Source organism: Agromyces sp. ISL-38 (assembly GCF_018613935.1).
Classification (GTDB): domain Bacteria; phylum Actinomycetota; class Actinomycetes; order Actinomycetales; family Microbacteriaceae; genus Agromyces.
Genome location: NZ_JAGGPF010000010.1, coordinates 188696 through 212565, shown reverse-complemented (window position 1 = coordinate 212565; position 23870 = coordinate 188696). Strand labels below are relative to the sequence as shown.

18 protein-coding genes are annotated in these 23870 nt (G+C 69.2%); 2 read left to right on the top strand and 16 right to left on the bottom strand.

Annotated elements, in window-relative coordinates; all coding sequences use genetic code 11:
* Window positions 1-40 precede the first annotated feature (40 nt).
* Entirely contained in the window at window positions 41-640 is a 600-nt protein-coding gene (locus J7E25_RS11260; RefSeq protein ID WP_214870237.1) for an RsmD family RNA methyltransferase, read from the top strand.
* Between the two features lie 43 nt (window positions 641-683).
* Here J7E25_RS11260 and thiL read toward each other — a convergent pair whose 3' ends face one another.
* A complete protein-coding gene (thiL, locus tag J7E25_RS11255; protein WP_214870236.1) occupies window positions 684-1697 on the bottom strand; it encodes a thiamine-phosphate kinase in 1014 nt (337 codons plus the stop codon).
* 23 nt (window positions 1698-1720) lie between these two features.
* On the opposite strand from thiL, the gene J7E25_RS11250 reads away from it, so the two are divergent.
* Entirely contained in the window at window positions 1721-2224 is a 504-nt protein-coding gene (locus J7E25_RS11250; protein WP_214870235.1) for a DUF3515 domain-containing protein, read from the top strand.
* Here J7E25_RS11250 and J7E25_RS11245 read toward each other — a convergent pair.
* The 15 genes from J7E25_RS11245 to J7E25_RS11175 all read right to left on the bottom strand — a co-directional run bounded on the left by J7E25_RS11245 (window position 2221) and on the right by J7E25_RS11175 (window position 23848).
* Window positions 2221-3315, bottom strand: a complete 1095-nt coding sequence (locus tag J7E25_RS11245; protein WP_214870234.1) for a D-alanine--D-alanine ligase family protein — start codon at window positions 3313-3315, stop codon at window positions 2221-2223. The genes J7E25_RS11250 and J7E25_RS11245 overlap by 4 nt on opposite strands.
* Window positions 3215-4354, bottom strand: a complete 1140-nt coding sequence (locus J7E25_RS11240) for an NAD(P)H-dependent glycerol-3-phosphate dehydrogenase (protein WP_215005092.1) — start codon at window positions 4352-4354, stop codon at window positions 3215-3217. The genes J7E25_RS11245 and J7E25_RS11240 overlap by 101 nt, the downstream gene beginning before the upstream one ends.
* The gene (locus J7E25_RS11235) at window positions 4344-5120 is read right to left on the bottom strand and encodes a 1-acyl-sn-glycerol-3-phosphate acyltransferase (protein ID WP_215005095.1); all 777 of its coding nucleotides are present in this window, start codon (window positions 5118-5120) and stop codon (window positions 4344-4346) included. The genes J7E25_RS11240 and J7E25_RS11235 overlap by 11 nt, the downstream gene beginning before the upstream one ends.
* Before the next feature lie 7 nt (window positions 5121-5127).
* Window positions 5128-6498 (bottom strand): UDP-N-acetylglucosamine 1-carboxyvinyltransferase, encoded by a 1371-nt coding sequence (gene murA, locus J7E25_RS11230; RefSeq protein WP_214870233.1) that lies wholly within the window; start codon window positions 6496-6498, stop codon window positions 5128-5130.
* On the bottom strand, window positions 6495-7115 hold the full coding sequence (gene leuD, locus J7E25_RS11225; RefSeq protein WP_214870232.1) for a 3-isopropylmalate dehydratase small subunit: 621 nt from the start codon (window positions 7113-7115) through the stop codon (window positions 6495-6497). Before leuD ends, murA begins: the two co-directional genes overlap by 4 nt.
* Before the next feature lie 2 nt (window positions 7116-7117).
* Window positions 7118-8572, bottom strand: a complete 1455-nt coding sequence (gene leuC / locus J7E25_RS11220) for a 3-isopropylmalate dehydratase large subunit (protein WP_214870231.1) — start codon at window positions 8570-8572, stop codon at window positions 7118-7120.
* A gap of 115 nt (window positions 8573-8687) precedes the next feature.
* A complete protein-coding gene (locus tag J7E25_RS11215) occupies window positions 8688-9242 on the bottom strand; it encodes an FHA domain-containing protein (RefSeq protein ID WP_214870230.1) in 555 nt (184 codons plus the stop codon).
* A 10-nt stretch (window positions 9243-9252) separates the two neighbouring features.
* On the bottom strand, window positions 9253-11568 hold the full coding sequence (locus J7E25_RS11210; protein WP_214870229.1) for a transglutaminase domain-containing protein: 2316 nt from the start codon (window positions 11566-11568) through the stop codon (window positions 9253-9255).
* Entirely contained in the window at window positions 11565-12863 is a 1299-nt protein-coding gene (locus J7E25_RS11205; RefSeq protein ID WP_214870228.1) for a DUF58 domain-containing protein, read from the bottom strand. The genes J7E25_RS11210 and J7E25_RS11205 overlap by 4 nt, the downstream gene beginning before the upstream one ends.
* Window positions 12860-13822, bottom strand: coding sequence for a MoxR family ATPase (locus J7E25_RS11200; RefSeq protein ID WP_214870602.1), 963 nt, complete (start codon window positions 13820-13822; stop codon window positions 12860-12862). The genes J7E25_RS11205 and J7E25_RS11200 overlap by 4 nt, the downstream gene beginning before the upstream one ends.
* Window positions 13823-13931: 109 nt before the next feature.
* Window positions 13932-19178 carry an Ig-like domain-containing protein gene (locus J7E25_RS11195; protein ID WP_214870227.1) on the bottom strand — a complete coding sequence of 1749 codons (5247 nt, stop codon included), beginning with the start codon at window positions 19176-19178 and terminating at the stop codon, window positions 13932-13934.
* 159 nt (window positions 19179-19337) lie between these two features.
* On the bottom strand, window positions 19338-20054 hold the full coding sequence (locus tag J7E25_RS11190; protein WP_214870601.1) for a hypothetical protein: 717 nt from the start codon (window positions 20052-20054) through the stop codon (window positions 19338-19340).
* Entirely contained in the window at window positions 20051-21766 is a 1716-nt protein-coding gene (locus J7E25_RS11185; protein ID WP_214870600.1) for a serine/threonine-protein kinase, read from the bottom strand. Before J7E25_RS11185 ends, J7E25_RS11190 begins: the two co-directional genes overlap by 4 nt.
* Window positions 21766-22974 (bottom strand): FHA domain-containing protein, encoded by a 1209-nt coding sequence (locus J7E25_RS11180; RefSeq protein ID WP_214870226.1) that lies wholly within the window; start codon window positions 22972-22974, stop codon window positions 21766-21768. The genes J7E25_RS11185 and J7E25_RS11180 overlap by 1 nt, the downstream gene beginning before the upstream one ends.
* On the bottom strand, window positions 22955-23848 hold the full coding sequence (locus J7E25_RS11175; protein WP_215005116.1) for a PP2C family serine/threonine-protein phosphatase: 894 nt from the start codon (window positions 23846-23848) through the stop codon (window positions 22955-22957). Before J7E25_RS11175 ends, J7E25_RS11180 begins: the two co-directional genes overlap by 20 nt.
* Window positions 23849-23870 lie beyond the last annotated feature (22 nt).

Below are 23870 nucleotides of genomic sequence, written 5' to 3'. Positions count from 1 at the left end.
CATGGCAGCGCCGGGCGGTCGACGTTATGCTGCCGGAAGCATGACCCGCATCATCGCCGGATTCGCCGGCTCACTCACCCTCGCCGTGCCCCGATCGGGCACGCGTCCGACGAGCGACCGGGTGCGCGAGGCGATCTTCTCCGCGCTCGGGGCACGGGATGTGCTCGAGGGCGCATGCGTGTTCGACCTGTATGCGGGCTCGGGTGCACTCGGTCTCGAGGCGGCGAGCCGCGGCGCGGTCGACGTCGTGCTCGTCGAACGGGCGAAACCGGCTGCCGACGTGTGCCGGCGCAACGCCGATGCCGTGCTCAGGGCCGCGCGCGGTCACCGGCCGCGCATCCGGGTGGTGCCGCGTCCGGTCGCCGCCTACCTCGAGAGCGCCGCGGCCGGCGTCGACGTGGTCTTCATCGATCCGCCCTACGACCTCGGCGAGGGGGCGCTCACGCGCGACCTCGAGCTGCTCGTGCCGCTGCTCACCCCCGATGCGATCGTCATGGTCGAGCGCAGTTCGCGCTCCCCCGAACCGGCGTGGCCCGACGGCATCCTGCTCGACCGGCGCCGCGACTACGGCGAGACGACCCTCTGGTGGGCGCACCGCACCGACCACGCGAACGAGGTGAATGCGGAGTCCTCGGACTGACCGCGTCACGCGTCACGAGCGGTGCGGTGGCGCGCCGGCGGTGTCAGCCCGCTCGACCGTCCCAGCCGGAGTACGGGTCCCACCCGTCGGAACCGACGTCACGGCCGTCGACCCGCAGCTCGCCCGGCGCCGCCTCGATCACGCGGCCGATCACCTCGAAGGGCGCCGGCACGGCGCTTCCCCGAGGAAAGGTCGCGAGGAGCCCATGATCCTCGGCGCCCGCGAGCGCGAGTCGCGGATCAGGGCCGAGCGCGGCGCCGTCGAAGTCGAGGCCGACGCCGCTCGCCTCGGCGATGCGCCGGGCGTCGCGGGCGAGCCCGTCGGAGACGTCGAGCATCGACGTGGCCCCCGCGAGTGCGGCGACGACGCCGGCGGAGACCGGGGGTTCGGGGGCGAGCTGCGCCCGCACGAGCTGCGGATGCCGCTCGCGTACGCCGCGCGTCGCGAGCCGGTCGGGCTCTCCTGAGGCATCCGTCGCCTCGGCGAAGAGCAGCGCAAGACCCTGGGCCGCCGCGCCGCGAGCGCCCGCGTGGGCGACGACGTCGCCGACACGCGCGCCCGATCGCAGCACCGGGGCGCGCCCGTCGAGGTCGCCGAACGCGGTCACCGCGATCATGAGCACCGGCGACGCCGAGAGGTCGCCGCCGACGACGCCGGCCCCGGGCGCGAGGGCCGCGAGGCCTTCCCGGAACCCGTCGGCGATGCCTTCGAGCACCGACACCTCCGTGGTGGGCGGTGCAGCAATGGCGACGACGAGAGCCGTCGGGCGAGCGCCCATCGCCGCGACATCCGTGAGATTGGTCGCGGCGGCCTTCCAGCCGAGCTCGAACGGCGTCGACCAGGCCAGGCGGAAGTCGGGTCCGTGCACCATGAGGTCGGTCGTGACGACGAACCGGCCATCGGCCGCCGCGACCACGGCCGCATCGTCGCCGGCTCCGAGGATCGCCGCGTCACCCGGGTGCAATCGCGGGAGGATGCGGGCGAGCACCGCCGATTCGCCGAGCTCCCCGACCGTAGGGCCGGTGCGTGGGGCGTCCGTCGGTGCAGGATCTTCCATGCCCTCACGGTAGCCTGAACGGGATGCCTCACCCACTCGTGCCCGCGCCGCGCCGCGCCCGCATTCGTGTGCTGGCCGCGGGCCTCGCGGCCCTCGCTGGAGCGCTCACCCTCGCCGGATGCACCCAGGCGGTGCCGTTCGAGGCGGCGCCCGACGCGAGCGATCCCGAGTGCGCGGCGGTCGTCGTTCGGCTGCCCGACGTGGTCGCCGACCTGCCGGCACGCGAGACCGACGCTCAGGGCACGGGTGCGTGGGGAACACCGGCATCCGTGCTGCTCAGGTGCGGCGTGACACCGCCGGGCCCAACGACTGACCGCTGCGTGAACGTCGACGGCGTCGACTGGATCATCGACGAATCCGACGCACCCCGCTTCCTCTTCACGACCTACGGACGAACGCCCGCCGTCGAGGTGCTCGTCGACAACGACGTGGTCTCGGGCACGACGGCGATCTCCGACCTCTCGTCGGCGGTCTCGGTCATCCCGGCCGAGCGCGCGTGCACCTCGCTTGACGACGCAGACGGCTAGCGGCTGCCGCGAGTGCGGCCGACCTCGATCAGCTCGGTGATGAGCTCGGGGTAGTCGAGCCCTGAGTTCAGCCAGCAGGTCGGGAACATCGAGATCGGCGTGAAGCCCGGCATCGTGTTGATCTCGTTGACGACGAAGCCCTCACCCGTGAGGAAGACGTCGACGCGCGCGAGACCCTCCGCCCCGATGGCCTCGAAGGCACGGCGCGCGATGCGCTGCAGTTCGAAGAGCTCGCCGTCGCCCAGCTCTGCAGGGCAGATGAGCTCGACACCGGGTGCGTCGAGGTACTTCGCCTCGAAGTCGTAGAACTCGCGCCCTGAGACGACCACCTCGCCGGCGACGCTCACGCGTGCGCCCTCGCCGTCGCGGCCCTCGAGCACACCGCACTCGATCTCGCGCCCCACGACCGCTGCCTCGATGAGCACCGTACGGTCCTCGGCGAACGCGACGTCGAGGGCGGCCTCGAGTTCGGTCCACTCAGAGACCTTCGTGACTCCGACCGACGAACCGGCGCGCGCCGGCTTGACGAAGACCGGCAGGCCCAGCGCGTGCGTGCGACGCGTCCAGAGCTCGGGATCGGCGTCCCACCCCGCTCGCGTCACGGTCACCCAGGGCGCGACCTCGATGCCCGCGCCCTCGAGCACCGTCTTGGTGAAGTGCTTGTCCATGCCGATCGCCGAGGCGAGCACCCCGTTGCCGACGTAGGGAAGTCCGATGAGCTCGAACATGCCCTGGATCGTGCCGTCTTCGCCGAAACGCCCGTGCAGGATCGGGAACACGAGGTCGACGTCGCCGAGCGACGCCACCTCCCCATCGGCGGCGACGACCGTGAGCTCGCGGGACGCCGAGCTCTCGGGCCAGCGCACGCGCGTGCCGTTGTCGGCGACCTCGGGCAGGTGCTCGGGATCGAGGCCGAAGCGCTCGGGGTCATCCGTCTCGAGCACGAACGCCCCCTCGCGCGTGATCCCGACCGGGATCACCTCATAGCGCTCACGGTCGATAGCCCGGAGCACTCCGCCCGCCGTGGCGCAGCTGATCGAGTGTTCGCTTGAACGCCCGCCGAAGAGCAGAACCACCCTGAGCTTGTCCATCCAAAGTCCTTTCGCCCTGCGGCTCGTCATCGGTCGTGAGGTGCGGCGCGATGTCCTTCGGGTCGAGCGTGCCCGCGAGCACCTGCCGCACCTGCTCGACGATGGGCATCTCCACGCCCTTCGCCCGCGCGAGCTCGAGGACCGGCCCGACCGACGCGAGTCCCTCGGTGGTCTGCTGCATCTGCTTCACGACGTCGTTGAGGTGATACCCCTGGCCCAGGAGGCGACCCGCGGTGTTGTTGCGTGAAAGCGGCGACTGGCTCGTCGCGATGAGATCGCCGAGGCCGGCGAGCCCCGAGAGCGTCTCGGGATGCGCCCCGTAGGCGACCGCGAAGTCGGTCATCTCCACGAGTCCGCGCGTGATGATCGACGCCTTCGTGTTCTCGCCGTAGCCGACGCCGTCGACGATGCCGATCGCCACCGCGATGAGATTCTTCAGCACGCCGCCGAACTCGGTGCCGATGACGTCGGTGTTCACGAACGAGCGGAAGTATCGATTCGTCGCGAGGGATGCCACGGCCTGCGCGGTCTCGAGGCTCGTCGAGGAGACGACCGCCGCCGTCGGCTGCTCCTTCGCGATCTCGAGCGCGAGGTTCGGCCCGGAGATCACCGCGATCTGGGAGGGATCGATCGTGAGCACCTCGGCGATGACCTCGCTCATGCGCAGGCCGGTGCCCTTCTCGACGCCCTTCATGAGCGACACGACGATCGCCTCGGCGTGCAGGTGCGGCGCGATGACCTTGAGATTCTCACGCAGCGACTGGCTCGGCACCGACACGAACACCTGCTCGGCGCCCGCGAGGGCGAGATCGAGCCGGGAGGTGGACCGGAGCCCGAGGGGCAGGTTCACGCCGGGGAGGTAGTCGCTGTTGCGCTTGGCCTCCTGGATCTCGCGTGCAAGCTCGGGCCGCCGGGCCCAGAGCACGACATCGGCACCGCCGTCGGCGAGGATCTTCGCGAAGGTCGTGCCCCAGCTTCCGGCGCCGAGCACGGCGACCCGCTTGCCCGGGCCGCGACGGGCGTTGGATCTAGCCTTCAAAGCGTCCGGTCTCCTTCTGCGAGTGCGCGCTCGGGTTCCAGCGTTGTGCTGGAGCAGGTTCGCCGCGCAGTTCGGCGAGGAGGCCGGCGATCGCTTCCATGAGCTCGCTCGTGGCCTTGATGAGCGTGGCCTGGTCGAGCGGCTTGCCGCGATACGCACTGAGGTCGAGCGGTTCGCCGATCACGACGTCGATGGTCTTGCGGGGGAAGAGGCTGAGCTTCTTGCCGTAGCGCGGCATGAGCGCCTGCGTGCCCCAGTGCGCGGCAGGGATGATCGGGATGCCGCGTTCGAGGGCGATGCGCACGGCGCCGGTCTTGCCGCGCATCGGCCAGAGCCCGGGGTCGCGCGTGAGCGAACCCTCGGGGTAGACCACGACCATGCGTCCCTTCTCGACGAGCTCCTCGGCTGCGCGGAGTGCAGCGTGGCTCTTGCTGCCGGCGCGTTCGACGGGGATCTGGCCCGACTTCCGCAGGAGCCAGCCCGCCACCGGCACCGAGAAGAGGGAGGCCTTCGCGAGGAATCGCGGCGCGCGCCCGAGCTTCCAGGCCACCATGCCCATGACGACCGGGTCGATCTCGCTGTAGTGATTGGGCGCCAGTACGAAGGCGCCCGTCTGCGGCATCCGCTCGGGGTGATGGAATCGGAAGCGGATGGCGAGGTTCATCACCGGCAGGACCAGGCCGGCGAGCACCCAGAAGACGGAGGGGCGGCGGGTCTCCGAACGTGGCTTCGCAGGAGCGTCGGGAGACGAGTCGTCGTGTGGCACTCCCCCATTATCCTTCGAGTTCGAAATCCGCCCCGAGCAACTCGAGCTTCGTGATGAAGTCCTCGTAGCCGCGCGCGATGATGCCGACGTTCGAGACGGTCGATCGGCCCTCGGCCGTGAGCGCTGCGATGAGGTGGCTGAAGCCGCCGCGCAGGTCGGGCACCTCGATGTCGGCGCCGACGAGCGGCGTCGGGCCCGAGATGACCGCTGAGTGCTTGAAGTTGCGCTGGCCGAAACGGCACGGCCGACCACCGAGGCACTCCTTGTGCACCTCGATCGACGCGCCCATCTCGACGAGCGCGTCGACGAAGCCGAAGCGCTGCTCGTAGACGGTCTCGTGCACGATCGAGACGCCCTTCGCCTTCGTGAGGGCGATCACGAGCGGCTGCTGCCAGTCGGTCATGAAGCCCGGGTGCACGTCGGTCTCGATGATGACGGGCTTCAGCTCGCCCCCCGGGTGGAAGAAGCGGATGCCGTCTTCCTGGATCTCGAAGTCGCCGCCGACCTTGCGGAACACGTTCAGGAACGTGAGCATCTCGGCTTGGCGTGCGCCGCCGACGAAGATGTCGCCGTCGGTCGCAAGCGCCGCCGCGGCCCAGCTGGCCGCCTCATTCCGGTCGAAGAGCGCCCGGTGCGTGTAGCCGTCGAGCTTGTCGACGCCCTCGATGCGGATGACGCGGTCGGTGTCGACCGTGATGATCGCACCCATCTTCTGCAGGATGTTGATGAGATCCATGATCTCGGGCTCGATCGCAGCGCCCGAGAGCTCGGTGATGCCGTCGGCGAGCACCGCGGTGAGCAGCACCTGCTCGGTCGCGCCCACACTCGGGTACGGCAGCGACACCTTGGCGCCATGCAGCCCGTTGGGTGCCGACATCCGGATGCCGCTTGGGAGCTTCTCGACGATGGCGCCGAAGTTGCGCAGCACCTCGAGGTGGTAGTCGATGGGGCGGTCGCCGATGCGGCACCCGCCGAGGTCGGGGATGAATGCCTCACCGAGGCGGTGCAGGAGCGGCCCGCAGAAGAGGATCGGGATGCGGCTCGAACCCGCGTGCGCGTCGATGTCGGCCATGTGCGCCGTCTCGACCGCGGACGGGTCGAGGATGAGCTCGCCCTCGTCGACGCCGTGGGTGACGGTCACGCCGTGCACCTCGAGGAGACCGCGCACGATGCGCACGTCACTGATGTTCGGCACGTCTTTCAGCACGCTGGGGGTGTCGCCGAGGATGGCCGCGACCATCGCCTTCGTGACGAGGTTCTTGGCGCCCTTCAACTCGATGCGACCGCGGAGCGGTTTGCCGCCGTTGATCGTGATCTTGTCGACGTTCAAACCGACTGCCGTTCCATGGTTCTTTGCATCCTGCCCGAGCGTATTCACAGACTCCCTGATTCCGCCGGCTCCCGGATGGGGAGCGTCTTCGGCCGCCAGGCCTCCCGATGTGACTCGAACTCGGCGATTGCGTTCTCATCCCGCAGGGTGAGACCGATGTCGTCGAGCCCCTCGAGAAGCCTCCACCGAGTGTAGTCGTCGATGTCGAACGGCACGGTGAGCGCACCCGCGCCCACCGTACGCTCAACCAGATCGACCGTGACGGCTATTCCCGGCTCCGCCTCGATCGCCTCCCAGAGGCGCTCGACGTCTTCGTACGCAACCTGCGCGGCGACGAGGCCCTGCTTGCCCGCGTTGCCGCGGAAGATGTCGCCGAACCTCGAGCTGATCACGACATCGAAGCCGTAGTCGCGCAGCGCCCAGACGGCGTGCTCACGGCTCGATCCCGTGCCGAAGTCGGGACCTGCGATGAGGATGCGGGCGCCCGAGTGCTCGGGCCGGTTGAGCACGAACTCGGGATCTTGGCGCCACGCGAAGAAGAGGGCGTCCTCGAAGCCGGTCTTCGTGACCCGTTTGAGGAAGACGGCGGGGATGATCTGGTCGGTGTCGACGTTGGAGCGGCGCAGCGGCACCGCGGTGCCCGTGACGGTGGTGATCTTGTCCATGGTCAGTTGCCCTCCGACTGGCTCGCGGCCTCGAGATCCCACGGACCCGAGAGCGTGCCCCTGATCGCGGTCGCGGCGGCGACGAGCGGCGACACCAGATGGGTGCGGCCCCCCTTGCCCTGCCGGCCCTCGAAGTTCCGGTTGGAGGTCGACGCGCACCGCTCGCCGGGGGCCAGCTGGTCGGGATTCATGCCGAGGCACATCGAGCAGCCGGCGAAGCGCCACTCGGCGCCGAACTCGGTGATGACCTTGTCGAGGCCCTCGGCCTCGGCCTCGAGCCGCACGCGAGCGGAGCCCGGCACGACCATGACGCGCACGCCGTCGGCCTTGTGCTTGCCCTTGATGATCGAGGCGAAGGCCCGCAGGTCTTCGATGCGGCTGTTCGTGCACGAGCCCATGAACACGGCATCGACGCGGATGTCTTTCAACGGCGTTCCGGGCGCGAGATCCATGTACTCGAGGGCGCGCTCGGCGGCGGCGCGCTCATGCTGGTCGGCGATGGTCGCCGGGTCGGGCACGGCCTCGCTGAGCGAGACGCCCTGGCCCGGATTCGTGCCCCAGGTGACGAACGGCTCGAGGGTGTCGGCGTCGATCGAGACCTCGGCATCGAACTGCGCTCCCTCGTCGGTCGCGAGGGTCTCCCAGTACGCGACGGCGGCGTCCCAGTCGGCGCCTTCGGGTGCATGGGCGCGGCCCTTGAGGTACTCGTAGGTGGTGGCATCCGGAGCCACCATTCCGGCACGGGCACCCGCCTCGATCGACATGTTGCAGATCGTCATGCGGCCGTCCATCGAGAGCGCGCGGATGGCGCTGCCACGGTACTCGAGCACGTAGCCCTGGCCACCGCCCGTGCCGATCTTGGCGATCACCGCGAGGATGATGTCCTTTGCCGTGACCCCCGGCCGGAGGGACCCCTCGACGTTGATCGCCATCGTCTTGAACGGCTTCAGCGGAAGGGTCTGCGTGGCGAGCACGTGCTCGACCTCGCTCGTGCCGATGCCGAAGGCCATCGCTCCGAACGCCCCGTGCGTCGACGTGTGCGAGTCGCCGCACACGACCGTGATGCCGGGCTGGGTGAGTCCGAGTTGCGGGCCCACCACGTGCACGATGCCCTGCTCGACGTCGCCGAGTGAGTGCAGCCGGATGCCGAACTCAGCGGCGTTGCGGCGCAGGGTCTCGATCTGGGTGCGGCTCGTCGGGTCGGCGATGGGCTTGTCGATCGCGAGGGTCGGGGTGTTGTGGTCTTCGGTCGCGATCGTCAGGTCGGGCCGGCGAACCGGTCGGCCGGCGAGCCGGAGGCCGTCGAAGGCCTGCGGGCTCGTGACCTCATGCACGAGGTGCAGGTCGATGTAGATGAGGTCGGGAGTGCCGGCCTCGCCCTTCTTCACGAGATGGGCTTCCCAGACCTTTTCGGCCAGGGTACGCGGGCGATCGCCCGCCGGGATCGTGGTGGTCATGCGTTCGTCTTCCTCAGAATCAGTGTCAGCCGTCGACGGACTCCGCGGCGGGGAGGGCCTAGGACGAGGCCCCGCCGCGGCACCGAAGAAGTCGTGGAGCGCGCACGCTCACAGATTACACCGTGTCTCTGGACAGACGATCCACGTGCAACTCGAGATCGCCGAGGAGGAACGATGCCCCCGGCGGGACCACCGCGGGCATGCCGGGGGCGATCTCGTGCGGCTCGACGTCGGCGGTTCGGATTCGCACGCCATTGGTCGAGTGGAGATCGGTGACCGACACGCCGTCGGCGGTCGCCTCGACGAGCGCATGGGTCTTCGAGACGGATCGGGCCGGATCGACGATGGGAACGCCCTTCGCGTCGGAATGCGGCGGCGCGGCGACCGGGTCGCGGCCGAGCACGAGTCGCCCCTCGACGACGACTTCGAACCCACGCTCACCCGTCAGGCGCCAGGGCCCGGGCGCCGCATTCGAGGCGGAGGGCGTCGGAGCAGGCCCGGGCATCGGGAGCACCGGCGGCATCGGGGACGGCATGCTGTGCGGCGCCGTCGGCACGAATGACGGCAGCGCGCGCCCGGGAACCACTTGGACGGTGCGTTCGGGCTCCGTGTTCTCGGGCGCGTTCGGAATCAACCCCGGAGGGGGGACGATGAAGTCCGGCGCGGCCACGCAATCCACTTTAGCGGCGTGAGCGGATCCGATACCGGCTGATGGCGCGACGGATGCGTCCGGCAGCCCCGTACACCGCGGCGATCGCGGCATCCGCCTCGGTCCAGCGTGCTGTGACGACCTCGTCGGACACCTCGGTGCCGCCGAACACATCGCGATCGATCGTCGCGGCGAGGTTCGCGAGTCGCACCGGCTCGGAATGCTGTTCGCCGGGCGATCCGTTCGGACCCGAACGTTCGAGACCCTGCTCGGCGGCCAGCCGTTCGAGCATGCGAGCCGACTGCAATCGAGTGCCACGGTCGGGTGGCTCGATGCCGAGCTCTGCGTATCGGTCGACCAGTTCTTCCCACGCACCGGCCGCGCGTCGATCGTTGGCACCCTTCAGGCGCTTCTGACGACGTCGCCGCTTCATGAGGGCGACGGCGAGGATCGGCAGGAACACGATGGCGAGCGGGATACCGAGCACACCTGCGACCACCCAGACCCAACCGGGCACGACGAACGCCTCGTCACGGTCGTCATCGGTCTCGTCGATCTCGACGGTCGTGAGCAGGTCATCCTCGATCTCCTCCGCTCGCGGAGGCTGGCGCACCTGCGGCTGGGGCTCGGACTTCGGCTTCGGCGTCTGTTCCTGCGGCACGTCGACCTGTTCAGGCGTCGGGCGGAAGGAGATCCAGCCGACTCCCTCGAACGGCACCTCGACCCATGCGGTGATGTCATCACCGGTCACCTCGACGGTTCCGCCGTCGGCTGGCACGTCTGGCGCGAAGCCCATGACCACCCGGGCCGGATAGCCGAGGTGCCGCGCCATCAACGCCATGGCCGAGGCGTACTGCTCCTCGTCACCGACCATCTGGGATCGGGTGAAGAGCTCGATGATGCGGTCGGCCCCGTGCCCGGCGCGAGAGGGCACGGCATCTGAGGCGAGCCCGTGGCTGAGGAATCCGCCGGTCTTGAGGGCACGCTCGATGTTTCGCAGTTGCTCGATCGGACTCGCCGCATCGCCGACGAACTCGTCCGCCTTCGCGGCGACCACGTCGGGTGAGTTCGCCACGACGGGCAGCGTCAGGCTCGCGACCGGCACGTCGATGAGGTCCTCGAGCTCGGGCTCCTCCTGGATGCGGGCGTCGAGCCGGTACCTGGCACCCTCGCCGATGCCGCTCGTGAGCACGGCAGTGCCGGCGGCCGGGTTGTACCGGACGTCACCCTCGCGAGCGGCCGTCTCGTCATCGAGCAGACGCAGCGATGATCCGTATCCCACGGTCGGAATCCAGACGTCGCCGTAGCCGGCCACGTCGACCTCGATCTCGCGCCGGCTCCCGAGGGTCGCGAGCAACGGCTCGGGGAGCGTCTCACCCACGATCGCATAACCGCCGCCTTCGGCGCCGACGTCGTCGGGACCGGCGACATTCCACAGCCGGCCCGTGTACGAGTCCATCGTCGCCAGGCGGATCGTGTCGCCGGGCTCGAGCCCGGTGACCTCGAAGAGCGGCGTCTCGGCGAGGTCTTTGGTGTACTTGCGGAAGCCCGACAACGGGCTCGGGAACTCGAGCGGGTCGAACGGCGGCACGATCTCCTCGCGCAGCACGAACCGGTCGGGCGTCGCGGGTGCGAAGGCGGCTCCGGCGAGCGTTCCGACAGCGATGGCACCCGCCACGACGAAGGCCGTGCCCGTGAGCTTCTGCTTGCGCAGGCGCTGAGCGCCCTCACCGCTCGCCTCGACCGTCGCGCCTCGTCGCCAGGCGATCCAGACGAGGGCCAGCACCGCGAAGGTCACGCCACGCAGCCCCGCGAAATAGGCTTCGTCGGTGCCGAGCAGGATGCCGGATACGTACAGGAGGATCGGGCCGATGAGCAGCACGCTCGAGCGCAGCACGGTGCGTCGCCGCACGAGCCATCTCGTGACGAGCACGGTGCCGACGAGCGAGACGAGCCATGCCGCGAAGTACGGCACGGCTGCGACGTAGTACGGCGCCTCGACGGGCGTGCCGATCGTCACGATGTCGGCCCAGCCGAACACGGCGCCGAATGCGAGGCCGACGATCGACTCGAGGCTCGGCAGCACGACGAAGGTGCCCACGCCCGGCATGGTGAACGGCGTGCCGAGCAGGAAGTACCCGGCGAGACCGAGGAGCACGGTCGTGAGCACTCCGAGTCGCCAGAGCGATCCCGCCACAGCGGCGAACGTGCCGACGGCGAGCCCGCCGAAGGCCGCCAGGAGGAAGTTCAGGTCGCCGAACGACGTCTCGTATCCGAGTACGCCGATGAGCGAGAGCGTACTGAGGACGAGGATGTCGCCGACGACGTTGCGAGGAAGCCTGGTCATGGGCGCACCCTCCGCATGATGCGAGAAAGGTCGGCGAGGTCGCCGATGGTCACGATGACGGCACCGGAGATTCTCGAGATGCGGGATGCCGCGCCGAGTTCGACGCGCATCGCCACCATCGTGGTGTCGGCGCTGAAGATCGTCTCGATGGATCGGAATTCCGCAACGGGCATACCCGAGCCGGCGACGGCGATCACGACACTCGGCGGGGGCAACCGCTTCGTGGCCTCGCGAACGAAGTCCCGCACCGATGCGAACGCGCCGCCGGTCTGTTCGATCCGAGACGAGTCGTCGAGCAGCGTGGTCGGCGTGGCCGTGCGAAGGGCCAGGCCCTCGGTGACCACCGAGAGGCGGGTGCCGTCGCGAATGACCTGCACGGCGATGGAGGCGAGCACCGAGACGCCGAGTTCGAACTCCTCATCGGACGCGTAGTGCTTGCGCTCGGTGGTCTGTACGAGCGTGAGCTGCGATCGACGCGTCTCCTCGTACTGGCGCACCATGAGTTGACCAGTACGCGCCGAGGTACGCCAGTGCACGTTGCGGAGCGCGTCGCCCGGCGCGTAGGCGCGCAGGGCGTGGAACGAGATGTCGTTGTTGGTGATGGTCTTCGTGATCTCGCCCTCGAGGTCGCGCATGAGACCTGCCGCCGACGGTTGCAGCCTCGCGGTGACCGGGTGCACGAACAGCTCCACCGGATCGGTCCATCGCACGGTGCGCCGAAGCAGGCCGAGCTGGTCTCCACGAACGGACTCCGCAGGGCCGGCCACGATGACGGCCCGCCGGTTGGTCGGAACGGCGAACAGCTCTTCGTGCTCGGCTTCGGGCGCCAGCGCCGGCACCATGAACTCGGCGAGACCGGCACCGACCGGCAGCTCGAGCCGTGCCGGCGTGGATGCACGGGTGCCGGTGTTGGTGACCAGCATCCGACCCAGCGCTCGCTCCCCCGCGACGACCCTGGCGGGCTTCAGCTCGATTCCGACCCGGTAGCTCATGCGGCCGAACACGAACGACACGGCGATGAGCAGCGCCGCGAGCAACGTGAAGCCGAGGAATGCGAACTCGATCCAGCCGAACAACCACGCGAGCAGCAGGGACGCGACCGCTGCCGCGAGCACGAGCCATCCCGTCGTCGAGACGACGCTGACAACGGGTGACGCGAACTGGGCGACGTCCTGCGACGCGCCGGCGGCACGCATCACGGTCGATCGAACGGATGCCGCGATGGCTCGCCCGATCGTGCGCAACGCGATGCGCGCCTGGGATGGGGCCGGCCGCGCCGCGGTCTCCCCGCTCATGCCGCCCGGTACGCGGGCGGCGCGATCTCGACGAGCACTCGCGAGACGATGTCTTCGGCTGTGATGCCGGCGAAGTCCGACTCGGGGTCGACGATGATGCGGTGAGCCAGTACGGGCACGGCGAGATCACGCACGTCGTCGGGGGTGACATACGTGCGGCCATGGGCGATCGCCCACGACTTCGTCGCTCGCGCAAGTGCGAGAGCGCCGCGCATGCTGACCCCGAGGGCGGTGTCCTGGTGTTCCCTCGTCGCGGCGACGATCTGGTTGAGGTACGAGAGCACGGATGCGTCGACGTAGACGTCAGACGCCAGTTGCGCCATCGTCATGATCGAGCTCGAGGCGATGATCGGCGAGACCCGCGAGGCGCGGGCGCGGTTGGCCGAATCGAGCAGGAGCGTCACCGCCGTGTCGTGGTCGGGGTATCCGAGTGAGGTCTTGATCAGGAACCTGTCGAGCTGTGCCTCGGGGAGCGAGTACGTGCCGGCCTGCTCGACTGGGTTCTGCGTGGCGATCACCATGAACGGGCTGCCGACGTCGTAGCTCACGCCGTCGACGGTGACCTTGCCCTCCTCCATGACCTCGAGGAGCGCCGACTGCGTCTTGGGGCTCGCGCGGTTGATCTCGTCGGCGAGCACGATCGACGCGAAGATCGGGCCACGGTGGAACTCGAAGTGCCCCTTGCCCTGGTCGTAGATCGTGACGCCGGTGACGTCTGAGGGCAGCAGGTCGGGAGTGAACTGGATGCGCGAGTGGGTGCCGTCGAGCGTGTTCGCGAGCGCCTTGGCGAGCACCGTCTTGCCGGTGCCGGGGAAGTCCTCGAGCAGCACGTGTCCGCCGGCCAGCATGGCGGTCACGACGAGCTCGATGACCTGTCGCTTGCCCAGGATCGCCTGGTCGACATTGTCGACGAGCTTGCTGAAGGCGTCTTGATACCACTGGGCCTGTTCTTGCGTCACGGACACGTTCGGACTCTCCCTCCATTGCGGGCGCCGTGTTCGACTGCCCGTTCGCCGTATCTCTCGGCACCCGACTGCTGCAACCTCAACCCCGAGTTCTCACGCCGGCTCACCAATTGTTGCTCCTGACGCCGTCGATCACGACATACGCGTCGGGGTACCCGCACCAGGCTTCGGGGAACTTGCCCGTGTAGCTGCCGCGGCCGCCATTCACCGAGATGCGGATGTCGGTCGAGAGCCGGGTGCCGTTGCACATGGCGTAGCCCGACGCGGTGCCGTCGGGGAAGCCCGAGACCGACACGTTGTACTGCCAGCAATCGCCGTTGCAGTAGCCGTACGGTCCGGAGTAGGACCCGACACGGTCGCCCTTCGACAGCGACACCGTCTTCGGGGGGTTGCTCACGCCCACGGCGGCGGCGTCGGGGGGGCCCGCGCGGCCGCTGCCGTTGTTGATGGCCCGCACCTCGATGCGGTACGTGCCTGCGTCCCTGTTGTTGATCGTGGCCGAGCGGCTGGTCGTGGAGTTCCAGTTGCCGCCGTCGAGCCGCCACTCGTAGGTGACCGAGCCGCCGCCCGTCGACGTCGGGACGTTCCACCTCGCGGTGAGGTCGGCCGGCGCGTAACCCGAGGCCGTGAACGACGTGATCTGCGGCGCGTTCGGCGTGCCATACGGCGTGCCGTTGGTGCCGGGCGAGGGAGCCGACGTGCCGATCGCGTTCACGGCTCGCACCGTGAACGTGTACGTGGTGCCGTTGGTGAGGCCGCCGATGTTCTGCCCCACACCTGCAGCGGACGCGGGGAACGTCTTGGAGCCGCCGTTGTACTCGACGATGTAATCCGTGATCGGCGAGTTGTTGCTCGCGGGGGCCCTCCACGTCACGGTCGCCGAGGCATCGCCCGCAGTCACCGAAGGGGCGTTCGGCGCATCGGGTGCAGCACGCACGATGATCGTCGCGCGGCCCTGCGTCTCACGTGCCGGGTCTTTCGTGGCGTCCTGGATCCGGTAGATCACGCTCAGCGTCCCGGTGAACGAGGCGCCGGTGCGCACGGTGATCCCTTCGGCGGTGAAGCTCACGGATGCGCTCGATCCGACATCCGCTTGATCGATCTCCGCGGCCACGACACGGAGCGGCACCTCTGGGAACGGGTTGAAGTCGTTTGCGAGCACGTCGATCGCCTGCGACTGGCTGCGCTGCATCTCGACGGGCCCGTCGTCGACGGCTTGCGGCATCGCCCGGGTCGATGAGACGACCTTCACGTCGATGTAGCCGGGCACCGTGAACTCGTTGAACTTCACGTCGAAGGTGAGCCGCGTCGAAGTGCCGGGCTGCACGCCGAGCGGCGCGGAGATGTTCAGTGCGCCGCCGTCGATCGTCGCCTGGATGTCTGCGGTGGTGCCGCTGAGGTTCGAATAGCTGATCCGCTGGATCGCATCGGGGTTCGGGTGGTCGGTCGACGACCGCAGATCCACTTGGAGCGCGGGCTCGCCCGCCTCGATCGTCTCGCTCCGCGGCGTGAAGACCGGCGGCGTGTCCTCGAAGTTCGGATCGCCGACCGTGATCGGAATCGTGAGGAACGCCTTGCGTCCCTTCGGATCGTCGGCCGACGTGCCGTCGGTCACCTCGAACGTGACCGACGCCTCCCCGCGATAGTCCTTCGCCGGCACGTACTGCAGGTTCTCGCCGTCGACGAACGCCGACTCCCCGGCATTGGTGCTCGTGGCCGACAGGATGAGCGCAGGATTGCCCGAGGGGACGACCACGATGTCTGCCGCGCTCCAGCTGATCTTGCCGTTCATGGGAATGACGATGGGGCCGAGGTCGGCCAGATGCGGGCCCGGGATGCTCGGCTCTTCGGCGTCCTCGGTCGCGCTCACCGACGGCGGCACGATGACGAAGGCCATCGCATCGAGGTCGTCGAGCTCGTTCGTGAGCCGGTACGCGACGGCGAAGCGCTGCTTCGCCGGGCGCACGACGATGCTGCCGTCGGCTTGCACCTCTGCCCGGTTCGCGTTGGGGCCTTCGACCGATACGACGAGGTCTTCGACGAGACCGCCCGCGTTCGTGGCATCGTCGAGCGGGTGCACTTCGACCGAGTCGACGTCGAGCACGTCTTCGGGTTCGATGACCTGGTCCTCGGCGGTCGGCGGAAGGATGACCGCATTCTCCTTCACCGCGATCTGCAGGAACGCGCTGTCGGCGCCGCCGTGCCCGTTCGAGATCTCGTAGCGGATCGTGAATGCGCCCTCCTGCTCGGGTGCCGTCACCACGACGCGGCGCTGTTCGCGCACCTTGGCCTTGATGCCCTCGTCGACCTCGGCGAGGCCGGTGACCTTCAGGCTGTAGCCGCTCGGATCCGAGTCGTTCAGGAGCACCTCGACGGATGCCGTGCGGCCGGGCTTCATCTCGACGGTGTCGTCGACGGCCTTCGGCGGCAGCGCGACGGCCGGCCGGGGAATGACGCCGATGCGGATCGTGCCGACCGCGACCTCGCCCTGCGTGTCGCGAACCTCGTAGGTGAAGGTGTCGGTGCCCGTGGAGCCCGCGAACGCCTCGTACGTGAAGGAGGTGCTGGTCTGGTCGGCGACGCGACCGAGACTCGGTGCCGCCTTGATTCCCGTGAGCACGACCGAGTCGCCGTCGGGGTCGAGTCCGTCGAGCGGCACGTCGATCTTCACGGCCGAGCCGGCGAAGGTGCGCGAGGTGAGCGGGGTCGGCAGTGGCGGCCGATTCTCGCCGGCATCCTTCGCGACCACGGTGAAGTTGACCTGAGCGCGGGCGGTCTGCTCGAAGTCGTCGCCGATCGTGTACACGACGGAGTACAGGCCGGCCTCTTCGGGCGCTTGGAAGCGCACCGTGTCCTCACTCACGAATGCGAGCCCCTGGGGGGTTTCGGCTTCAGCGAGATCGGGCAGCACGTGGATCTTCGCCCCGTCGGGGTGATAGTCGTTGTCGAGCACGGGAACCGTGACGATGTCTCCGGCGCGCACGTTGACGTTGTCGTCGAGCGCCACCGGCGGCTGGTTGTTCACGAGTGGCGGCACCGGCACGACCGTGACCGTGGCGGTGGCCGTCTCGATGCCGTCGGAGATCGTGTAGCTGAACTGCAACTGTCGATCCAGCGCCGCAGAGGCCGTCACGCGGGCGACGGTGTTGGTGATGATCTCGACCGAGACGAGGTCGTCGGTCATCGAGTCGTCGACGGATTGCACCGCAAGCACGCGCCCGGTGGGTGAGACGTCGTTGGCGAGCACGGGCACCGACGTCGGCTCACCGGGCCGGAGGTATGCGGTGTCCTTCACGGCGATCGGCGGTTGCGCCTCGGTGGGCGGATCCACGACCTGCACGCGCACGAGGCCGACGCTGACGGCGGCATCCGCGCCGAGGTTGTAGAGGAAGATGTACTCCCCCGGCGCATTGGCACTGAACGCGATCGTGCCGCGCTCGAGGTTGGGTGTGACGGATGCCCCGCCGGGCACGTCGTCGACACCGAGCAGCGAAAGCGGGGCGCCCGACGGTGACAAGTCGTTCTCGAGGGGGTTCACGAGCACCGTCTCACCGGTGAACACCTTGGCGAAGTCAGGCGTTCCGATGGGATTCAGCGCGCCGGTGGGCTTGACGTCGACCGTCAGGACGCCGGCCGCCGTGGCCTGGCCGTCGGAGACCGTGAACTGCACCTCCTTGAGGCCGAGCTCGCCCGATTGGTGATCGAAGGTCACGAAACCATCGGGGCTGAACCGTGCGGAGTCGCCACTCGTCGGCGAGGCGTTGACGAGGAACACGTCGTCGCCGTCGGGGTCGATCCAGTCCGCCAGCACGTTGTACGAGATCTGCTGGCCCTGCTCCACGCTCACCGCACCCGAACGCAACGACACCGGCGCCGCATTCTCCGGCTCGGGAACGACCCGCACATTCACCGATGCCTCGGACGCGCCCTTGCGACCGTCATCCACGCCGTACCGGAACGACACCGTGCCGGCAGCACCCTCAGCCGGCGTGAACTGCAGCGCCCGGCCGCCATCGATCAGCTCCAGCCGCCCCTGCGACTCCGCGACCTCCGAGGTGCCGGACACCGTCAGCACATCGCCGTCGGGATCGGTGTCGTTCTCCAACACCTCGAGCACGGTCGTGCGCCCGGGACGAACCCCGTACTCGTCATCACGCGCCAGCGGCGGACGGTTCGCGTCGGTGCGCTCGGCCAGGGTATCCTCGAACGTCTGCTGGGCGCTCTTCTCATCGCCCTCGAGCTCGTCGGACTCCTCGGGTGGCGTGACCTCGTCCCAGTTGTCGACCAGCCGAAGATCCGAATCCACCAACCATGCGTTCCCGTTGGTCAGATCGTTCAGCACGATCACATCCCGGTTCACCCGGAACTCCAACCGCGACCCCACCGTCGGCTGTTCGATCTCCTGCGGCGCGGGCTCCTTCCCGTCGCACGCGGAAAGATACCGCGACGACGTCGCCCACGCCCCGTGCGCGCACCCGTTCAACCACACCGGCGCTGCGACTTCATCGGCCGACCCCGCTACAGCCTCGGCACCGTTCTCGATGACCCGAACCTCGCCCCCACCGAGCGGCACCTCCAACAACGCCGACGCCGCGGCCACGAACGCCGAATCGTGCTCGGCCCCCGACTGCTGCAACTTCAGTCCTGCCTCGGGCAGCTCGATCACCCGCCCATCGACGACGAGCGCATTGCGCTCCACGTCGAAGATGACCGCACGATCGCCCACCGCCGCCAGCTGATGCTCACCCAGCCGTGGCAACTCCGACGTCGTCGGATCGCCGCCGCCCGGCGCGATGCGGTACAACTTCTTCTTCGACGGCGACGTCGCGAGAACGACGCCCTCTGACGTCACCGCGACCTGCGCGTCGTCACCCAGCTTGACCACGGGGTCGGTGCCGCGCGGATCGAACGAGAGCTCCCCGCCCGCGGGCGTCGTCCACAGCTCGCCCTTCGACGAGAGGATCGCGAACACCTCGCCGCCGTAGGCGATCTCGGAGCCCAGCGGCACGTCGATTCGCTGCGTCAGCGTCGTGAACGCGGGGTCGATTCGCTCGAGGGAGCCGGCGCTCATGTCGTAGAGGAACGCGTCGTCGCCGTTCTGGAAGACATCCATGTCGTTCGACACGGTGCTCACCGCCGCGTCGAGCTCCTCGATCTGCCGATTGAGGCGACCGGCGAGCAACTCCTCGCCATTCGTCACCCACACCTCACGCGCACGCAGGTCGGGATCGGTCACCGGGAACCCCTGATGCAGCACGGCGAACGTGAGTGGCACACCCGCGAGCACGGAAATGGCCACGGTCGTGGCCATCGTCTTGCGCGGGCGGAGCCACGACGAGAAGGTACCCAACCGTCACTCCCTGATTTTCACTGCAGACACGGGCATGAGATCGGGAGCAGCCCCCACTCCGGGGTACACGCTAACACGGGTGATGCCGTTGCTCACATGGGGAGGACTCCCCTCCCGTCCGAGAACTGGGTTGAACGGCGACGCGTCACCGCGCGCGCATCACGGAGCGGCGGATTCAGCCGCGGCCGCCGCCGCTGCATCGAGCAGGGCGAGGTCGTCGACGCTCACGAGCCGCGTCGCCACCGCATACTCCACGAGCCGCGCGCGCCGATTCGTGGCGAGCTTGCCCCGACCGCCGCGGAGGCCGTTGACGCCGATCTTGTCGAGCTTCTCGCAGACGTTGTCGAGCTTGCGATTGAACGTCGTCATGCTCCAGCCGAGACGGGCCGCCGCCTCGGCCGAGGTCGGCACCGACGCCCTGCCCGCGGAATGCTGCGAGAGCAGGTTCTCCGCAAGCGCGACCACGAGCAGCCGCTGGCTGCTCGTGAGCGTGACCGGCAGCACCGTGGTGCCGCCGTCGACCGGCCTGGCCGTGAGCGAGGTGTTGTAGAAGTCCTCCTCGGCGTGCACCGTGAAGTCGTAGGTCGTCGCCCCGGCACTGAACATGACGTGCACCGCCTGGAACACGAGCGGCAGTTTCGCCCCGGGCGCCACCCACGCCTGCACGCTGCCGGTCGCATCGGAGACCGTGGCCGAGAGCAACTGGCCGACGTTCGAGAGCCACCACAGGCCGTATTCGGCCGAGAGGGTCAGGAACGTGCGGTGGAGGTAGGGGTTGTCATCGATCGTGAGGTCGGATTCCCGGCCGATCGTGAAGGGCTCCCCGGCTTCGACGGTGTACCACTCCCCGCAGTACTCGACCCGCAGCGGTCTCACGGTGTGCACCCCCGCTGAGGCTCCGAGGTCTTGCTGCCTCGTTGCACCTGCACGTCGATACAGAGCGGCACTCCCGGCGTCGCCCCGCTGACCGTGATGGTCGGCCCCTCGGTCACTTGCGCGTTCCCGCTGCCGTCGGCGCGCTTCCAGCGGTAGACGTCTCCGCTCTCGACGGGTTCGTGCGAGACCGCGAACTCGACGGAGGTGCCGTCGGCGCTCGGCACGCCCGGCGAGACGGTCGGCGCCGGCACGGTGGCGGCCACCACGGCGTCGTCGGGCTCGCCGGTCGGCGTCGCCGGCGGTTCGGGCATCGAGAGCGTGCCGGAGAGTGCGATGGCGATGCCGACGACGACGAGCACGACGAGGCCGGCGGCGACACCGACGACGGCACCGATGCTCGGCCGACGTGACGTCGCCTTCGTGTCGGCGGGTGACCCCGCGGCATCGGCCTTCACCGCGTTCGGCGCTCGCACGACCGTCGCATCGGCGAGCGCCGTGCTCGTTCCGGCAGGCGCCGCGGCCGGCGAGCGGTCATGAGCGGGTGCGGATGCCGCGGACCCACGAGTGCGCACGACCGTGTGGTCGTCGACGGGTGCTGCCACGGGGAATGACGGGGCCGTGGGAACCCGCGGCTGCGGGTCGACCCGCTGAGGCGAACGCGCCCGGGTGGCGTCATCGTCGTCGGGAGCCGCCGCCACCACCGGTCGCGGCGACTGGGCTTCGACAGTGCGAACGGAGCGAGCGCGCGTGGCATCCGCTTCATCGGTCTCGTCGGCTTCTGCCCGGACCGAAGCCAGGTTCGGCACCTCGATGTTCGTCGCCGCGTAGCCGAGCTCGAGCTCGACCCGCTGAAGGGCGCGTGCGAACTCGACGGCGCTCGGGTAGCGCTCGTCGCGTCGAGTGGCCATGCCCTTCGCGAGCACGGTCTTGAGGCTGCGCGGCACGTCGTCTCGGTCGATCGGCGTGATGGCGCCACGTTCGATGCGCCCGATGAGGTCGAGCGAGCCGTTCGACCGCCCCGGGATCTCGAACGGGGTACGCCCTGCGAGCAGGGTGTACACCGTCGCGGCGAGCGAGAAGACGTCGCTGCGCGTGTCGGGCTTGGGGTCGTCTTCGAACATCTCGGGCGGCGACCAGGGCACGCTCATGCCCACCGCCGACTGTGCCGACCCCGTCGACGAGCCGTCGGGGGCCGCCGTGATCGTGTGAACCGGCAGCTCACCCTCGAGATTCGAGGAGATGCCGAAGTCGGTGAGGGCGGGCCAGCCGTAGTCGTTCGTGAGCACGTTCGCCGGCTTGATGTCGCGGTGCAGGATTCCGGCGCCGTGCGCGGTGGCGATGGCGCCTGCCAGCCGGATGCCGGTGCGCAGTCCGTCTTCGACGGCGAACCGTTCGCGCTTGTACCGTTCGGCGAGACTCGGGCCGGAGCAGTACTCCATGACGAAGTATGGACGGCCGTCGGCCGAGACATCCGCGTGGAAGATCGTGACGATGAAGGGGTGCGCCGACAGCTGCGCCATGAGGTTCGCCTCGGCGACGAACTGGGTTCTCGTGTCGCGCCCGAGTTCTTCGGTGAGCAGCACCTTGACGGCCACCTTGCGGCGGGGCAACCTCTGCTCGTAGAGGAAGACGTCGGCGAAGCCGCCCGATCCGAGCAGGCCGAGCGAGGTGTAACCCGGGAGTTCGGGCGGTATCGACGGCGCGCGGCGCATCAACCGCCCACCACCTGGACGGTCCAGCCGCCGCCGAGGTCGACGACCGTGCCGGTGAGCACCGGGGTCGGCTCGCCCGAGCGCAGCTTCACGGGAGCTTTGCCCGGTGCCACCACATGCGTGCCATTGCGCGAATGCAGGTCGGTGATCACGACCGTGTCGCCCTCGAGTGTGAGGCGAACGTGGCTGCGTGAGATGTCGGGGTCGCCCGCACCGATCGTGAGCAGCCGCGGAATGCGGCCTCCCGACACCTTGCTGACACTGGGCGCACGCCCGAGCACGACCTCGTGCCCGATCGGCTCGAGGGTGCCGTCGGGCATGCGGAGGCTTGCATTCGGAGTGACGGATGCGGCGGCGACGCCGCCCGCCGGTGTCGCCACGCCTGCCTGCGCGGCGCGCTGCTCTCGGAGCCGGCGGATGTCGACGCTTGCGACGGTCATGCCGTCGTGATCGCCGTCGAACTCGGGATCGGCACCGGAATCGCCGGCCGCCGAGCCCGAGGCGAAGCCGACGGGGGGAACGATCGCCGAGATCGGTGTCGCCGGCGTCGAGACCCCGGCGACCGTCTCCTCGATCGACACCATGGTCTGCTCTGCGGGCAGCGACGGTGTCGGTGAAGCCGCGTGCTCCGACGGCTTCGCCACCGTCTGCTCGGCGACGGTCGATGCTGCCGACGAAGCGGGTGGCGGCCGCATCGCGATGGGCGTCGGGGCGGCGGCCGGCGTGGGAGCCGTCGCGGGGGCGACGCCGGCCCCGGCAGCAACCGCAGCGACCGGCTCGATCCCCTCGGAGGTCACCGAGATCGCCGGCACGATCGCCTCGACGACCGGGAGCGCCGCGCTGGAATGGCGGTCGGCACCATCGACCTCGACGGAGAGCGCGCCGGAGCCCTCGATCACCCGTTCGGTCCACGTCGAGACGCCTGCACCGCCGATCGCGGTCGAACCCGAACGCACGACGATCGGGCCTCGCACCACGACTCGGGCCGAGCCCGCGCCCTCGTCGCGGACGACCAGGGCGAACGACGGGGTGGCCCCGAGCCCCTGTGCGGTCAGTCGGTCGAGCACGCGAGAGGTCGGGTCTCCCGAAGCGAAGTCGCTCCAGAGCGTGGCGAGCTCATCGGCCGCCTCTGCGGGAACGACGAGGATCACTCCACCGCGAACCGCCGCGAACCACGCGGCGTCGGGGTCATGCCGATACGTCGCCATTGTCGCCTCCAGATGTGCGCGGCCTCGTGTCTTCTGCGGCGTGCGAGAGTCGGCCTCGACGATCTCGCGTGGTCTCGTCGTCGTCGCCGGCCGTACCGAGCTCGGATTCGACGACGATCGCCGTCACGTTGTCGCGCCCGCCGTGTGCGAGCGCCGCATCGACGAGCTCGCCGGCGAGTCCGGCCGCGTGGCCGGTGTCTCCGACGAGGATTCGGGCCATCCCGTCGTCGTCGACCTCTTTCGAGAGACCGTCGGAGCAGATCAGGAAGACCTGGCGTCCGACCGCGGGGATCAGCCAGACATCGGGGTCGACGAAATCGTCCGCGCCGATGGCCCGGGTGATGACATTGCGCTCTGGATGCCGCTCGGCCTCGTCGGCCTGGATGAGACCCGCGTCGACGAGCTCCTGCACCGCGGAGTGGTCGACACTCAACTGCTCGAGGCTGCGGCCGTCCCAAGCGTAGACCCGCGAGTCGCCGATGTTGAAGACCATCCAGTGGAATCCGGCTCCGTCGCCGGCGTCGACGAGGGCGACTCCCGCGAGCGTCGTGCCGGCGACCGCGGTGCCCTCTTCGCCGGCCTCGCTGAGTGCCCGCACGGCCTCGTTCGAACTGTGGATCGCGTCGAGCACCTGCTCGGGAGACGACGGCTTTCCGGATTCGAGGTGACGGCGGAAGGTCTCGATCACCGCACGGCTCGCGGCATCCCCCCGGGCATGGCCGCCCATGCCGTCGGCGACGAGGTAGACGGGCGCCTCGGCGAGGAACGAGTCCTCGTTGACCGTGCGAACTCGCCCGACGTCGGTGCGTGCGCTGTGCGCGATGAGCGCTGATCCACGCGGCAGCGCGACGACGCCCTCGCCATCACCCGACACGATTCTCCTCGAAACAGCTCTC